This window comes from Phormidium sp. CCY1219 (assembly GCF_035615515.1).
Classification (GTDB): Bacteria; Cyanobacteriota; Cyanobacteriia; order Cyanobacteriales; family Laspinemataceae; genus CCY1219.
This window is the reverse complement of the sequence record NZ_JAJENT010000777.1, coordinates 1-15,963: the sequence shown is the minus strand read 5'-3', so window position 1 is coordinate 15,963 and position 15,963 is coordinate 1. Positions and strand designations below refer to the sequence as shown.

Here is a 15,963-nt window from a genome sequence, read left to right as displayed (position 1 = left end):
TGTTCTCCCTATTCTTGATGTGGAAACTTTTATCAATATTTTATGAAATTGTAGCCTTTACCACAAGTTTAAACCGCTCTGGGGCAGGCATTGGGAACCATACAGGGCGCATGTCTTGCGGAGGATGGAACCAGCTTCCCTAGAGTCGGCTGAAAATCAGAACCGAGAATCCCTGACATCCAACACATTTAATTTGCAAGTTATTCTGTCAATTATTTGCCCTCCTGGCCGTCAATTTACCTTTCCTAGACCCTGGATAAATCGCAAGCCACACAGTATTTTGGGCATTATCGGCGGTACAAACCCTACGAATTTATTAATTTACAACAATATATGATGGTAGGCAATTATCCATACCATCCGAAATAAAATTATGCAATTTAAAAGTTTTAGAATCGGATTTTTCTCAAGTTTGAATTTTGAATTTCGGGATGGGAGGGGCGGGTGGAGTCGGTGATGTTGGCTCTGGCCCCTCCGGAATCAATTCGCCTGGGTGGGCGTTAGCGAGTGGCGCGGACGTACTCCAAGATTCCTCGGGCGATCGCCTCTGCCATGCGAGTGCGTTGGGCGGCATCGGCCAAAATCCGAGAATCTTGATTGCCGGTGACGAAACCCACTTCTACCAAAACCGCCGGCATGCGGGTATGGCGCAGCACGTAGAACCTTGCTCGCTTCACGCCTCGGTTGGGCATGTCGAAGCTTTGCAACATGCTGTTTTGGATATACTGAGCCATCGTCCGACCGCTTTGATAGTAATAGGTTTCCAACCCATTTACCTCGGGGCGTCTTCCCGCCACAGCATTGGCGTGGATGCTGACGAATAAATTAGCATCGACGCGATTGGCGAGGGAGGTGCGGGGGGACAGGTCGATGGTGCGGTCATCTTGGCGGGTCATAATTACCCCGATGCCGTTTTCTTCCAAAATCCGGGACACCTGATGGGAAATATCCAGGACCACCTGTTTTTCTTGTAACCCGCCAATCCCCACAGCGCCGGGGTCTGAGCCGCCATGACCCGGATCGATAACAATTACCATGCGGCCATCGGGAATCGCCGGGATTTCCGGTGTAGGAGTATTAGGAGCAGGTGGCATAGTGGTCGAAGGAGTCGTATCCGGGACGGAAATCGGCACGACATCTGAAGAGACACTGGCCATCTCTCCGGCTTGCAATTTCACCGAGATTCGTTCGGCACTGGATTGAGCCACACCGGCAACTTGGACGCCAGCGGCAGGTTGAACGAGCACCACCACGGTTTCCGGGTCTTCTTGGGTGGAGCGAACCCATAAGACGGAAGAGCCGCGATCGGGGCGAATTCTGCGAACGCTATCGCCGAGCTGAGCGGAAAAAATAGTGACGCGATAGGCGAGGGTTTCGCGGTCCCATTCGGTGGTGTAGTTGAGGGGGCGATCGCCGTTGACGACCACTTCCGAGCCATTGGCACCCAGTTCGATGGAGTTGATGGTGGCTAAACCGCTAACAGGAGCGGCATTGGCTGTGGGGGGTTTTTCCCCTTCGGGCCAAACGATTACCTCACCGCGAGGACCGACTTGGGCTTGCAAATTGCGATCGCGATCGTTCAAGATCAGGATCGCCCGGGTTAAGGGCGGCGAGTCGGAGGCTTGAGAAATTTCGAGCCTTTCTACTCCCCAGCGATCGATTTGCATGATTCGTCGTTGCACTTGGGGCGAGAGGGTGACGCCTTCGAGATCTAGGGCAACCCAAGAGCGATCGCTGCTCGGTCTGAGTTCGACTTTTGGCTGTTCCCCTCGGGTATGAAAGATGACCCCTTCATCTTCCACCTGTATGTCTTGCAGGACCGTTTGCGCGCCAGTTACCGCAGCGCTGGTGGTGTTGGATCCTGCCGAGGCGGAAACCCCTGAGCGTCTGTTCACTTCCGGTTCCGGGTTCGGTAATTGCACGGTCCACTGGTTAGCCGCGAGTCCCCGAAACTGCACTTTTTGTGGATCCAGGGTGTAGCCCTCCGCCAGTTCCACCACAATGCGACTGGTTTGAGAATTAAACTGCCCGATGCGAATTTCGCGAATCGGTCCGCCCACCGATTCGCTAACGGTTTGACGCCCCAGGGTGGTACCGGGCAAGTCAATCACCAACCGCGTGGGGTTGAACAGTAGTTGCGCTCTGGGTTGAACTCCCCCAATGGTTCTAAACGACAGTCGATTTTGATTCGCTTCAAACTGCCAAGACTGCAGTCGGGCAGCTTCCGCCGGAGGAGCCGTTAGCAGAAATGCGCCGAGAACCCCGGGCAAGATCCACTGCGGGAGCTGACTTTTTTTGCTTGGACTTTTGTCACGAATTTGCGACTCTAATGCTTGGGTGTGATGTTTCATGTTTTGCTTACCGACTACACGGACGAGTTATCGCTCCCTCTTTACCCTCTCAACAATTGCACGGTTCAATGCGTTCGTCACTTTTGCCGTCATTGAAGCAGGGAATTTTATGTCTTTACAAATGTAGCAGCACCCATCCCGAAAAGGTTTGACCGAGGCCAAGTATAACATAGGGTTTAGGGGATAGAAAAAGCGACTTTTTTCCTCAATCTTCCCATTCAATCGGTTTGCTGGGATTTTTTGCGCGATCGCCAGAATTTTTTGAGTTCCATCTAGGGGTTTTGTCGAATATACTGTAAAATTCCCCGGGCGATCGCTTCCGCCATGCGGGCGCGATCTTGGGCATTCGCCAGTACGCGAACGTCATGGCGACCGGTCAAAAACCCGGTTTCGACCAATACCGCAGGCATGTCAGTATGGCGCAGCACGTAAAACCGCGCCCGTCGGACGCCTCGGTTTCGCATGTCATCAAATGTTTGCAACATGCTGTTTTGGATGTACTGGGCTAAGCTACGCCCAGCGCGATAGTAAAATGTTTCCAAACCATTGACATCCGGTCGGGACATACTAATTGCATTGGCGTGAATGCTGACGAATAAATCGGCATCCACGCGATTGGCTAATGAGGTTCGCGCTGCCAAACTGAGGGTTCGGTCGTCTTCGCGAGTCATAATCGCCGTTACGCCATTTTGCTCGAGAATTGCGGCGACTTGTCGGGAGATATCAGTGACCACATCCTTTTCGCGCAAACCGCCAATCCCGATCGCGCCGGGATCGCGTCCCCCATGTCCAGGATCGATGACGATCGCGATTCGCTGATTGTTCGCCCGGGCCGGTTGGGGCGCTGGATTCGTCGGCGGCGGTACGGAAATCGGGATTTTGTCCGGTTCGGTGCGCGGCGCGCTGTCCGGGGCTTTTGTGGCGACGGTACGGGGTTGCAGTTGAATCGCCACCTGTTCGGGATTGGGTTGTTCTACCCCTATGACTTGGATCCCGGCAGCGGGTTGCACCAGGATGCTGACGGTTTGCGGGTCTTCCTGGGTGGGCCGCACCCACAAGATGGAGGATCCGGTGTCGGGGCGCAATTGTTCTACGCGATCGGTGAGCTGCGCGGAAAATAGGGTGAGGCGATAGGCGAGGGTTTGGGGATCCCATTCGGTTTTGTAGGCAATGGGCCGATCGCTATTCACAATCACTTCACTCCCGTTATTGGCCACTTCGATGGATTCGATGGTGGCGAGTTGCGTCATCTCGGCGGTGAGTTCGGGGGGCGTTTCTCCGGAGGGCCACAGCAGCACAGCGCCGCGATCGCTCACCTGCGCCTGCCACTGTTGTCGGCGATCGCTTAAATTGAAGATGAGTCGGGTAAATGGTGGGTCGTCCGAGAGTTGCATCACTTGCACTCGTTCTACGCCCAGGCGATCGGCAAACAGATTTCCCTGGCTCAGTTGCGGCGATAGGCTAACTCCGGGTAAGTCTAGGGTGAGCCAGGTGCGATCGCGACTGGGTTTGAGGTCGATGCGAGGACTCTGCCCGCTAGTTCGCAGTACAAATCCGCGATCGGTTATCTCGATGTCTTGCAGCAAGGTACTCGCTTCGGTGACTGAAGGCACCGCGATCGCGGGATCCCGGGGCGCAGGTTCCACTTTCCGCTGCGGCGCAGGTAATTGCACGATCCACTGGTTCGGTGCCACGCCCTGAAATTCAATCGCCTCGGGATCCAAGGTATATCCTTCGGCCAGTTCTACCACAATTCGACTGGTTTGGGAATTAAACTGTCCCAGGCGAATTTCTCGCACGGTTCCGCCAATTCGCTCTCGCACGGTCCGCCGCCCTAACCGGGTTCCGGGTAAATCGATCACTAACCGGGTGGGGTTGGAAATCAGTTTCGCCGTGGGTTGGACTCCGCCAATGGTCCGAAATGACAGTCGGTTTTGATTGGCTTCAAATCGCCAAGAGTCTAGTCTCGCCGCTTCCGCCGCAGGCGCTGCTAATACAAAAGCACCGACAAGCGCCGGCACTAAGCCTTTCACGATGAGATTTTTTCTCAATTGGCGCGCATTTAATGCTGGGAAATTCAATTTTTGGGTCACGTTTTTCTTCTCGCTCGAATCACTCTACACAAGGTATTGACGCCCCCGATTGTTATGGCTAATCTTATCGATTGGTGAATTGCTCCTACTCGGATTGATTCAAGTATGGGCAATAAATTACCCTCGCCGATCGCTCCATTTCCCACCATTGATCGAGCTTGCCAAGCGCTCATTTCATCAGCTCTCTACTGCCCTGAATTCCCCTCGAATTAGGGGAAACTCACCGACGAGTTCTGGCAAAACTGGTGGGGTTTTGGAGAATTTTTAATATCACCTCCTCTCTCGCCCAACCCTTGTTTTTGCGGTATCGAACTTTGAAACTCTAACCATTTTTCTTCCTTTTCTAGTTTCGGGTTAGAGTTTCTCCTTTAAATAGCTGGAAATGTATGGCAGATTTCCAAGCATTTCCCCTTCTATTGAAAATCATACAATTCGGAAATTGGGAGAAAAACTAGCCAAAAAAAAGCACTCCAGTTTCCTGAATTTTCTCGAAAGTATGACAAAAATGCCCTGCAAAAGAGGACATCGATCTACCCGATAATTGGGCTTGTTTGTCTTCACTCTTCGGTAGAACGAAGAAACGAGGCTAACCATAAGACGACAGGTCGGTTAGAGCGAGCTTCCCTCGCCTCCCCTGAACCACCGCTATCTTTACAATCCACTCAATTTCCATTGCCCCATTCGCTCTATTTTTTACCTACAGATTGCGGTTTGTCAGTCAAAAATTTAAGCAAATTTCCGAATTAGCGAATCCGGCTAATTTGAGACCCAATGGATAACTCAACACTTGTGACACACCTCAAGCTTTCTAATGCCTCCCACTCGAACGTCAACGGATAGCTGGGGACTGGAAAAACCTGGAAAACAAGAGAAGATTTTCCCTTTATTTCGTTCCTTTAAATAAAAGGTAAAGCCAAGGATGGAATCGGGAAACACCTCAGATTCCAAACGGTAAACCTCGGCTGATTACCTTTTTTCGAGAGCTTGTAGGATAGTACGTTTGTTAAAAAGGCCGATCCGGAACGATAAATTAAGTAAGGAATGGTGCGGGCGATCGCCGACCTCTGGCTATTGCATAATATGGGCGATCGGCGTTTTTTTTTAGGTTTCGGGACTGTATTTCACAAGAGAATATTGAAAAGTTTTATTTATCGTTAACATATAAAATCTGGTAGAAGTTTTTGGGAAATAACTAATTTTTCAAAACCCGCCATGCTGCCAAGGTAACTTTTACAAATGAATTTCATCGAAGCAGAAAATTCTCTGAAGAAGGGTTCCAATAAAATGACCTCCAGCAACGGGAAGCAGAGAAAATGATAAGCTCAGGAGAGATGTTGCACGGAACCTTTCTGATTGCTATAATGAAAAATTTTAAAAAGCCGATGAGCGAGAAAGTCGTTCATGTTGCCCTCGCTATCTTGTACCGCGAGGGTCAGTTTCTCCTCCAACTGCGCGATAATATCCCCGGAATTGTCTATCCGGGGTATTGGGGATTGTTTGGCGGACATCTCGAACCCGGAGAAACCCCGGAAATGACCCTCAAGCGGGAATTGCAAGAAGAAATTGGTTATTTACCGCCGCAGGTGTGGGAGTTTGGTTCTTATCAGACCCCAGAAGTGGTGCGTCATGTTTTTCACGCGCCCTTAACGGTGGGTCTCGATGAGTTAGTGCTCAATGAAGGGTGGGATATGGGATTATGGACGCCGGAGGACATTCGGCGCGGCGATCGCTACTCGGAAAAAGCGGATGAAGTTCGACCCCTGGGGGGTCCTCATCAGCAGATTTTCTTGCAGTTTATCGAGCGCGGTTTATTGAAATCATAGGGAAAATTTTTCCACCGAGAGAGATCCGTTAGGGGGAAGGGGTCAGTGTGGGGCTGTCTTCTTCCCGAAGTGGGATTGTGTCGCCGAGAAAGAAAAAGCATCAAGAATTTTTATGAAGTGAAAGGAGTTAACCCCTGGGCGTGGATTCAAACACCACAAGCAAATTACAGGTAACGGTTTTGTTTTCCCACCTCATTTTACCCTAAACGCGGTAATAATAGAGTGGGCAGTGCCTCCTGGGGCTGTCTTTAGCAGACCCTTCGCGGGTCACGATTGAGGGTGCGGAGTCTTAGACGAGTCGAAGCGATCGCTTCACTTATTTTGTTTGTACTGTTCTTCACCGATTGCCCAATGATGAGCCGATTCGCCACCTATCTTCACCCGCAGACTTGTTTGACTGCAAAATCCCCCCATTTGATTCTTTTCCGGCGCTATTCATTGCCTCATTTTAGCCAAGTGCGCCAGCAACTTGAAACCCACCTGCGGGATTACCCCTCCTTGCCCTTGCGAAAAGCCCGTTACAGTGAATATCTCAGGGTTCATAGCCGAAAATATCTCAAGCAACTGCTGCTGATGGGACGCGACAAACCTCTAGAACGATTCAATTTATCAAGTCCTAAATTAAGCCTTGAATGCGAAGGATTAGAATATTGCATCCCCGGATACCTCTACAGTTTAGGGGGCATCATGGAAGCGATCGACTGTATGAAAAAAGGTCACATAGACCGCGCTTACTGTTTCAGTTTAGTCGGACATCACGCCTATCGAAATTGGGGACATGGTTATTGTCTGCTCAATCCGCAAGCTGCCGCAGCGAAATATGCTCAAACCCAAGGATTTGAAAAAATTCTGATTGTAGACTGGGATTTACATCACGGCGATGGCACCCAGTCGATATTTAGTCACGATCCGGGGGTGTATTGCATCAGCATTCATCATGGGCTGGACTTGTACATGGCGAAATTATCTGATTTAAACCTCGGCACCACAACTGTTGCTGCTCGATTGGGGCACTGTAATATTCCGATTTTCCCGGAAAATTTGGAAACCAGTTTTTTGGAAAAAGTGAACTTAAGCGGCAATTTTTATAAAGGTTTAGAGAGTATTGATGTGTTTTATTCTGCTTTAGAGAAATTGCCTTGGAAGCCGAATTTAATTTTGATTTTCTCCGGGTATGATTCTCATGTTCGCGACTGCGGTGCTGGGGTCACGAATTGGTCGAATGGAGAATTTCAAGAATTAACGGAATATGTGTTAGATTTGGCCGATCGCGTCAATTGTCCGGTGATTTCTTGTCACGGTGGCGGATATAATATCCCGATAACGATATCGGCAGCGCTCAGTCACATCAGAGTTTTAGCCAACTACCCTTAAGGGTAATCGGCGGATGTCAGGCGGAGGAAAAAGGCTGAATTCTGGAGGTGTTTTGACCGAGGGAGGGTGGGGTTTTGCTGGGGGTTTGTAGGGTCCGGTTGAGAGGAATTTCGCCCGAGGTCCTCTACCCCGAAGGGATGAAGATGACGCGGGGGAGTTTAATTATCACAGATGGAGTATTTTGTCAAGAAAAATGCCAAAAGTGAAGATTTCAGCAATTTTTTAGGTAATCCGGGAGGGTAGGGATTTATTATTTTAGATGAACTGCTTGACCCCTATATCTACCACTGGAATCCATGACATCATATTCCCCTGCATCTACCCCACCCGACGCCACTGGCGTTAGAACGAGCCAACCCAATATTCGCAATGCCGATTATCGCGAAATCGATCGCAACCAACTCTCGGCAATGTATCGGCATTACGCAGAAGTAAAAGATAAATATCCTCATGCCTTGCTGCTGTATCGAGTGGGAGATTTTTTTGAGACCTTTTTTCAAGATGCGATCGCCGTAGCGCGGGAACTGGAACTTGTGCTAACGAGCAAGCATGGCGGGGAAATCGGACGGGTACCGATGACGGGGGTACCGCATCACGCCCTAGAACGCTATGCGATGCAGTTAGTAGAAAAAGGCTATGCGATCGCGGTGTGCGATCAAGTGGAATCCGCTGCAGAAGCAAAAGGCTTAGTGCGCCGAGAAGTGACCCGGGTCATCACCCCCGGTACGGTGCTAGAAGAAGGAATGCTGCCGGCGCGCAACAATAACTTTTTAGCCGCTGTGGTGATTGCCCGCAATCATTGGGGATTAGCCTATGCCGATATTTCTACCGGAGAATTTTTCACTACCCAAGCCGAAGATCTCGAACAACTGCACCAAGAACTCATGCGCCTGCAACCCTCCGAGGTGCTGTTTCCCACCAATGCTCCGGATATTGGCATGTTGCTCAGACCCGGAGAGAAATCGCAACACCTACCGGAATGTCTGCCCTCGGCATTTTGCTATTCATTGCGATCGCAAAAACCCTTCACCCAATCCGAAGCTCGCGAGCGGCTTTTGCTATACTTCAAACTCCACAGTTTGGAAGGCTTGGGGTGCGAACATCTTCCCCTCGCCGTGCGCGCTGCAGGGGGATTGCTAGAATACTTAGAAGACACGCAAAAAGAAACTCCCCTGCCCCTGCAACCGGTTCGCACCTATATCCCCTCGGACTATCTGATTCTCGATCGCCAAACCAGGCGCAACCTGGAAATCACCCAAACCGTGCGCGATAACACCTTTAGCGGTTCTCTGCTGTGGGCGCTCGATCGCACGAGAACCGCAATGGGTGGGAGAGCGCTGCGTCGCTGGTTGCTGCAACCCCTGCTGCAAATCAAAGGCATCCAAGCGCGACAAGATACGATCGCCGAATTGATAGATAATAGCGAACTGCGCGAAGACCTACAAAAGCTGTTGCGCGAAATATACGATCTGGAACGATTGACCGGGCGCGCCGGTTCGGGAACCGCAAGCGCGCGGGATTTAGTCGCTTTGGCGGATTCCCTACTGAAATTATCCGAAATGACTCAATTAGCCGCCCAAGGCACTTCTCCCTATATCAAAGCTTTGCAGAAAGTGCCACCGAAACTCACGGAACTGGCCAACCATCTGAAAGCTTACTTGGTAGAATCGCCGCCCCTGCATCTCAACGAGGGAGGATTGATTCGCCCCAAGGTGGATGCGCGCCTGGACGAGATGCGATCGCAAGTGGAAGGCGATCGCCAGTGGCTTGCCAATCTGGAACTGCAGGAACGCGATCGCACCGGTATCTCCAATTTGAAGGTTGGCTATAACAAAACCTTCGGCTATTATATCAGTATCTCCAAGTCAAAAAGCGACCAAGCCCCGGAAGATTACGTCCGCCGCCAAACTCTCACCAATGAAGAACGCTATATCACCCCGGAACTGAAAGAACGGGAATCGCGGATTCTCACCGCACAAGATGACCTGAATAAATTGGAATACGAAATTTTCGCCCACCTGCGATCGCAAGTCGGGGAACATGCAGGAACGATTCGTCAGGTGGCCAAAGCGGTAGCCGCCGCCGATGTATTGTGCGGCTTAGCCGAGATTGCCACGGATCTCGGCTACTGTCGCCCGCACATCGTGCAAGGACGAGAGATTGGCATTCTGCAAGGACGTCATCCGGTGGTAGAACAATCCTTGCCCGTGGGTTTCTTCGTGCCTAATTCTACCGGATTGGGAGGATTCTACAGTTCGCAAACCGGCGATCGCCCCGCTCCTGATTTAATTATTTTAACCGGTCCGAATGCCAGTGGCAAGAGTTGCTATTTGCGACAAGTCGGATTGATTCAATTAATGGCACAAATCGGCAGTTTCGTACCCGCAACTTCGGCCACTTTAGGCATTTGCGATCGCATTTTTACCCGCGTCGGCGCAGTGGATGATTTAGCCACCGGTCAATCCACCTTTATGGTAGAAATGAACGAAACCGCCAATATCCTCAACCATGCCACCTCTCATTCCCTGGTTCTCTTAGATGAAATCGGGCGCGGAACTGCCACTTTTGATGGCCTTTCCATTGCGTGGTCCGTCGCCGAATATATCGCTACTGAGATTCAAGCCAGAACGATTTTCGCCACCCATTACCACGAACTCAACGAATTGGCCTCAGTGCTTCCCAATGTGGCAAACTATCAAGTTACCGTGAAAGAATTCCCCGATCGCATCGTATTTTTGCACCAAGTTCATCCCGGTGGAGCCGATCGCTCCTATGGAATTGAAGCGGGGCGTCTGGCGGGATTGCCCGCCCCGGTTATTCAACGCGCCCGAGAAGTGATGCGTCAGATAGAAAAACACAGCAAAATTGCCGTGGGACTGCGCCAAGGCGCACCCGCAGAACCTACGGCAAATCAAGGCGCGATCGACCCTTTCGGTGGGGTTGATTTTTGACCGAAATCACCCCCAGAATTACAACATATTGAAGTATTTCCCTGACCCGCCCGCACCAGCGGGCTATTTCTTTGGCTCGGGGCGCAAAACCTGTAGTTCTTGTCAGAACCGAAACTATCGATTACAATAGAACGGCTTAAACCGCTCTTTAACCCCAAGGAGTTTGAGCCACTTCATTTACCACCTATCGAAATTATGCCATGATTCAACTATTTGATGCGTTTTTTGCCTTTATTATCATCGGGCTTTTCATTTTACTGGGGCGTTTAATTCGACAAAACATATCGGTGTTGAAAGCGTTGTATTTGCCCAGTTCGATTGTAGCGGGCCTGTTAGCTTTGTTACTCGGTCCGGGTGCATTGGGCGCGATCGCCACCGCGATTGCCGGCCCGAATTCCCCCTTTGCCTCTGGCTTATTTCCCGAACAAATCCGCCAAGTTTGGGCGCAGTCTCCCGGCATTTTTATCAACGTCGTCTTTGCCGCACTTTTCCTCGGCGAAACCATTCCCAGACCCCGGGAAATTTGGCGCAAAGCCGCACCCCAAGTCGCCTTCGGGCAAAGTCTGGCTTGGGGACAATATGTACTGGGATTGTTACTTGCCATGCTGGTTCTCACCCCCTTGTTCGGTCTCGACCCGATTGCCGGCGCGCTGATCGAAATCGCCTTTGAAGGGGGACATGGTACCGCCGCCGGCATGGGCGATACCTTTGCAGAATTAGGCTTTCCGGCGGGTGCAGACCTGGCACTCGGTTTAGCTACCGTGGGTATTGTATCCGGCGTTGTCGCCGGCACTCTGCTCGCCGATTGGGGTCGCCGCAAAGGTTATGTCAAGGTCAACGTTCAAGAAGAAATCGAGGAAAATCTCGAACCGACTCACATCGAACATCCGGATATTCGCAGAGCCAGAAGCATATTGCTGCGCGACTTACTGATCGATCCCCTATCTCTCAATCTCGGCTTTGTGGGATTGGCGATCGCGATCGGCTGGTCGATCCTGCAAGCGCTGATTTTTATCGAATCCATAACCTGGGGTCGAGGCGGCATCGAGGTGATGAGCTATGTGCCGTTATTCCCAATGGCACTGATTGGCGGGCTGATCGTGCAGGTGGGGATGGTGCGCTTGGGTCTCGGCTTGCTCATCGATCGCACCTTGACCAATCGCATCGCGGGTGTGGCTCTGGATGTCACCATTGTCACCGCCCTGGCGAGCATCTCTCTCACCGTTCTCGGCGCGAACCTCGTGCCATTTTTGCTGTTATCTGTGGTTGGCATTACCTGGAATATCGCCGCGTTTCTATTCCTCGCACCTCGGATTCTTCCCTCATATTGGTTCGAACGGGGCATTGGTGACATGGGACAATCGATGGGGGTAACGGCAACCGGCATTTTGCTGATTCGCATGGTAGACCCGGACAATCATTCCGGTGCCTTCGAGAGTTTTGCCTACAAACAGTTGTTTTTCGAACCGATCGTCGGCGGCGGTTTATTCACTGCAGCCGCTCCTCCGTTGATTTATCAGTTCGGTCCGCTTCCAGTTTTTATCCTCACCGCCGTCTTGCTGGTGTTTTGGGTGGCGTTTGGCTTGTATAATTTTCGCCAAATTAACAAGCGCGCCGCCAGAAGGAGATAAGAGATAAGTCTGAAGGAATCGCTATCGCCGACTTCGATCGGCTATGGAGAAAACATCAAATCACGCATAGCACAATCACTCCTGGGCAAAATGCCATAATTTTAGGGACAGGAAAACCATCCTGTCCCCAAACAAATTTACCCAGTTCAATCCAACCGCAACGGGTCGATCGCACTGCTGAGATTACGACACATTATTTTCCCCCGAACCGGGTTTGCGAACCTGTTGAATCGCCGAGGTGCTTCCAGGGGGTATCGGTTCGCTCGATCGCGCGGGAGTCGCTGGTGATTTGGGTGGTTTTGGCATTGCTTCACTGTCGGACTTTTCTCCACTATTGCCAGTGCTGTCATTCTTGCCAATAAAATTCCCCATTAAACCGAGAACTTTTTCTAATTTCCCCTCTTCCAAAAATGCATTAATCAGCGACAAACCACTGGTCGAAAGCAGAATTTTATTGAATTCTCCCATGTCGTTACTGCCATTACTTCCGGGGAATAAATACACTTTCGGGTCGCCTAAAACCCCCGGTTGCGGTGCTAGGGCTTGCAGAATGGCGGGGAGTTTATCCACCAACATGGGGGCGATCGCCTGAATCACTTCCGCTTTCAATTTCGCATCGCTAATCGCATTTTCGGCGGCAATTTTCTCGCGCAATCCTTCCGCTTCTACAAGCGCTTTTTCGCGATTTGCCTCGGCTAAAGTGCGAATCGATTCGGCTTCCATTTCGGCGGCTTGTTGTGCGGCTTCTGCTTGTCGCCGACGGCGATAGGCTTCGATTTCTACCACATTTTGCTCGCCAATTTTATGCTGTTGTGCTTCTCGTTCGGCGTCGATTTCGGCCAATTGTTGTTGGCGCTGCGCTTCGGCGATCGCTTTTGCTGTTGCGACATCGGCTTCCGCTTTTACCCGTTGCGCTTCGGCTAGCGATCGTTCCCGTTCTTTGTTCGCGATCGCGATCGCCGCGTCTTCTTGTGCGATCCGCGCCGATCGTTCCGATTCCGCAACCTCTACCTGAGACTGCAATCGCGCCGAGTCTACCTGCTGCTGACGCTGCACTTCTGCAATTTCTGCGTCTTGTTGTTGCAGCGCTTGTGCCACCCGAAACCGCTTGCGCTGTTCTTCTAACTCAATATCAGCTTCGATTTGACTTTGCTGCACGCCTTTTTGACGATTGATTTCCGCCATTTCGGCTTCTTGTTGTTGTACCGCTTGCGCTACTTTCAAGTGCTTATTGCGCTCTTCTAACGCAATATCCGCTTCAATTTGGCTTTGTTGCACGGCCAATTTGTTTTTAATCTTTTCCTCTTCAACCGCTTTCTCCTGTAAAATCTTACTCCGTTCGATAGCTGCCATTTCGCGGTCTTTCGCTTCTTGAATTTCCCGCTCTCGTTGGGCGCGTTCGGCTTCAATCGCCAATTGTCGCTCTAACTTATCCCGTTCGTTATCATTGGCAATTTGCCGGGATATCTTCTCTGCTTCAACCTCTTTTTGTTCGATTTCAATTTGAGTGGTCAGTTCGACTTCGCGCTTTTGCTTAATCGACTTTTGGATGGTTTCGGTTCGCAGGCGCACCCCTTGGGCGTCGAAAAAGTCATTGGTATAGGTGTCGCTTTCGCCAATTTCGGAAATTGCAATGCTATTTAACGTTAATCCCACTTTTTTCAAGTCCGGGCCGATTAAATTTAGCACTTCTTGCGCGAATCCCAATTTATCGGAATCGATTTCTGCCAGGGCTTTGGTCTTCGCCGCCGCCCGAATCGCATCATCGGCGCGATTTTCTAGGGCTTTTTTGATGTTTTCTATCTGGATTTGCCCCTCGTTGGACAAGCGCGCGGCGGCGGTAAAAATATCGTCTTCTGAAGCATTAATGCAGACGAAAAATGTCACTTTCATATCCGCCCGCAGGTAATCTTGGGTGCGAACGGCTAGTTTGCCGGTGCGTTCTACATCAATTGAGATTTCTTTCAGGGGGACTCGGGTGTATTCCTGAAATCCGGGAATAATCATGCAGCCGCCATTGAGAACGACGCTTTTCTTTTTGCTAAATAACCCGGTAATTACAAAGGCTTCGTTGGTGGGAGTGATTTTATAGAATTTGCGAATTAATGCTAGAATGGCACCGAACGCAATTAATCCAAAAACAATCCAAAAAACAACGATAAATGCAGAGTTGTTGGAGACGCTTTCCACCAGATTGGTTTGGGCGGGCTGAAGTTGCGCGATCGCAGTAGAATAAGCAGGTGATGTGTTGGCGGAGTTCTCTTCTGCAAATGCCACCTCGCAGGCTGGTTCTAATCTGGCGCTGTCTTGCAGGTCAAGACGCGGTAGGGTTTCGAGAAGCGTTAGCCAAAATAACATGAGATTACCCCCATATTGTACGGATAATTTACCAAGGCTTGTGGTCTATACGTGCGAGAAAACTGGCGTTTCCTCTCGACTCCTCCCCAGGGAAGGAATGACAGTTTATCGGTCTCGCGAAAATTCCCCCAACCACCGATCGCAATCTACACTCCGATCCGCAATGACAATGTAACACTCGTCGGTGCGATCGATGACGATCGCTTTGTCGCCGCGCTGGGGAATGACCGTGGCCCACTCGGGCAATGCAGCAGTCACGGTGACGAGGTTGCGATTGTTATCTAAAACGTCAATTTGGCCGAGTTTCTTACTTTCGATGGTGGCGGAGGTGACGGTACCAATACAACCGATTAAGCGATCGCGACTGGTATCTTCACTAAATGAGGCAAACAGATAGCCCACAGGTTGTGAGAGCACTCGCCCTCCCACTAGGGCGATCGCCAAAGAACCGATAAATACTGCACTGGCTAACCACCCCCCCGGAACGCCGAATATCGCGTTCAAGGTCCATCCGGTTAATCCCCACAAACTCAAGTCAATGGCAATTAACAGAATTAGAGGTACCCGCCCGAGACCGAGCAATGATAAAATTTGCATCGGACCGAAATTATCCAGTGCGCCATTGGCATCGGCATCTACATCGAGATCCATATCGGAATCGAAATCGAAATCATCCTCTCCGCCCCCAGTGACAATCACCAGCAGGAATAAGGAGATCCCAACCCCGAGTAAAATCCAGTAAGGTAAGTTGGCGGGATGGAATAACATATGGGTTGTCCCCTAAAACCACAATCCAGCAGAACGGCGATCGCTCTACATGATTGCCAATATCATAATAAAGAAGAAGGATAATGCTATTTTAATCGAGATGAAGCTCAAACGAATCGGTCACGTGGCAATTTGCGTTGAAAACCTCGATCGCGCGGTTAATTTTTACCAAAACTTGGGCATGGAGGTGGTCTGGAAGGATCCGGACTGGGCCTATCTGAAAGCAGGCGGCGATGGTTTAGCCCTGTTGACTCCCAGCTACAAACAAGCCGGTCCTCATTTTGGCTTTGTCTTCAGCGATCGCGCCGAAATGGAATCGGCTTACCAGCAATTAAAAGCCCAAAAGGTTGATGTGCGCGATATCCACGAACATCGCGATGGAACGGCTTCTTTTTACGGTAAAGACCCGGATGGCAATTGGTTTGAATACCTCTACGAACCCGCTTCGGTTCCTCAAGAAGTCGTCGGCGCGAAATAAACCCTGACTTCGCGCCGATTTAATTCGTCGGGTGGGCATTCCCCACCCCACAGTCTTTATCCTGAGTCTCTGTCAATATTCAGCCGCAAATTTTTTCGATGGAGTGCTTGACAAAGGGAATTCACATCAGGTAAAA

At 50.6% G+C, this 15,963-nt stretch carries 9 protein-coding genes; 5 read left to right on the top strand and 4 right to left on the bottom strand.

From position 1 onward, the window contains the following. Positions 1–500: 500 nt before the first annotated feature. The gene (locus tag LKK83_RS23445; protein WP_324633808.1) at positions 501–2,351 is read right to left on the bottom strand and encodes an N-acetylmuramoyl-L-alanine amidase; all 1,851 of its coding nucleotides are present in this window, start codon (positions 2,349–2,351) and stop codon (positions 501–503) included. A gap of 272 nt (positions 2,352–2,623) precedes the next feature. Beyond that, on the bottom strand, positions 2,624–4,444 hold the full coding sequence (locus LKK83_RS23440; RefSeq protein ID WP_324633807.1) for an N-acetylmuramoyl-L-alanine amidase: 1,821 nt from the start codon (positions 4,442–4,444) through the stop codon (positions 2,624–2,626). Positions 4,445–5,826: 1,382 nt separating this feature from the next. Here LKK83_RS23440 and LKK83_RS23435 point away from each other — a divergent pair. From LKK83_RS23435 to LKK83_RS23420, 4 genes are all read left to right on the top strand, one after another. Next, positions 5,827–6,267: an NUDIX hydrolase gene (locus LKK83_RS23435; RefSeq protein WP_324633849.1), complete on the top strand. Its 441-nt coding sequence runs from the start codon at positions 5,827–5,829 to the stop codon at positions 6,265–6,267. Positions 6,268–6,618: 351 nt separating this feature from the next. Then, a complete protein-coding gene (locus LKK83_RS23430) occupies positions 6,619–7,641 on the top strand; it encodes a histone deacetylase family protein (protein WP_324633806.1) in 1,023 nt (340 codons plus the stop codon). A gap of 296 nt (positions 7,642–7,937) precedes the next feature. Next, the gene (gene mutS, locus LKK83_RS23425) at positions 7,938–10,592 is read left to right on the top strand and encodes a DNA mismatch repair protein MutS (RefSeq protein ID WP_324633805.1); all 2,655 of its coding nucleotides are present in this window, start codon (positions 7,938–7,940) and stop codon (positions 10,590–10,592) included. 200 nt (positions 10,593–10,792) lie between these two features. Continuing rightward, positions 10,793–12,223 (top strand): sodium/glutamate symporter, encoded by a 1,431-nt coding sequence (locus LKK83_RS23420; RefSeq protein ID WP_324633804.1) that lies wholly within the window; start codon positions 10,793–10,795, stop codon positions 12,221–12,223. A 183-nt stretch (positions 12,224–12,406) separates the two neighbouring features. Here LKK83_RS23420 and LKK83_RS23415 read toward each other — a convergent pair whose 3' ends face one another. Next, positions 12,407–14,581: an SPFH domain-containing protein gene (locus LKK83_RS23415; protein WP_324633803.1), complete on the bottom strand. Its 2,175-nt coding sequence runs from the start codon at positions 14,579–14,581 to the stop codon at positions 12,407–12,409. 105 nt (positions 14,582–14,686) lie between these two features. After that, entirely contained in the window at positions 14,687–15,349 is a 663-nt protein-coding gene (locus tag LKK83_RS23410; protein WP_324633802.1) for a DUF1449 domain-containing protein, read from the bottom strand. 100 nt (positions 15,350–15,449) lie between these two features. Here LKK83_RS23410 and LKK83_RS23405 point away from each other — a divergent pair, with 100 nt between their 5' ends. Next, positions 15,450–15,827 carry a VOC family protein gene (locus LKK83_RS23405; RefSeq protein WP_324633847.1) on the top strand — a complete coding sequence of 126 codons (378 nt, stop codon included), beginning with the start codon at positions 15,450–15,452 and terminating at the stop codon, positions 15,825–15,827. Positions 15,828–15,963: the final 136 nt, after the last annotated feature.

What these genes read in the sequence shown, in the direction of transcription:
- LKK83_RS23445 (WP_324633808.1), bottom strand. Translation starts at nt 2,351, where the DNA reads ATGAAACATCACACCCAAGCATTAGAGTCGCAAATTCGTGACAAAAGT.
- LKK83_RS23435 (WP_324633849.1), top strand. Translation starts at nt 5,827, where the DNA reads ATGAGCGAGAAAGTCGTTCATGTTGCCCTCGCTATCTTGTACCGCGAG.
- LKK83_RS23430 (WP_324633806.1), top strand. Translation starts at nt 6,619, where the DNA reads ATGATGAGCCGATTCGCCACCTATCTTCACCCGCAGACTTGTTTGACT.
- mutS (WP_324633805.1), top strand. Translation starts at nt 7,938, where the DNA reads ATGACATCATATTCCCCTGCATCTACCCCACCCGACGCCACTGGCGTT.
- LKK83_RS23420 (WP_324633804.1), top strand. Translation starts at nt 10,793, where the DNA reads ATGATTCAACTATTTGATGCGTTTTTTGCCTTTATTATCATCGGGCTT.
- LKK83_RS23415 (WP_324633803.1), bottom strand. Translation starts at nt 14,581, where the DNA reads ATGTTATTTTGGCTAACGCTTCTCGAAACCCTACCGCGTCTTGACCTG.
- LKK83_RS23410 (WP_324633802.1), bottom strand. Translation starts at nt 15,349, where the DNA reads ATGTTATTCCATCCCGCCAACTTACCTTACTGGATTTTACTCGGGGTT.
- LKK83_RS23405 (WP_324633847.1), top strand. Translation starts at nt 15,450, where the DNA reads ATGAAGCTCAAACGAATCGGTCACGTGGCAATTTGCGTTGAAAACCTC.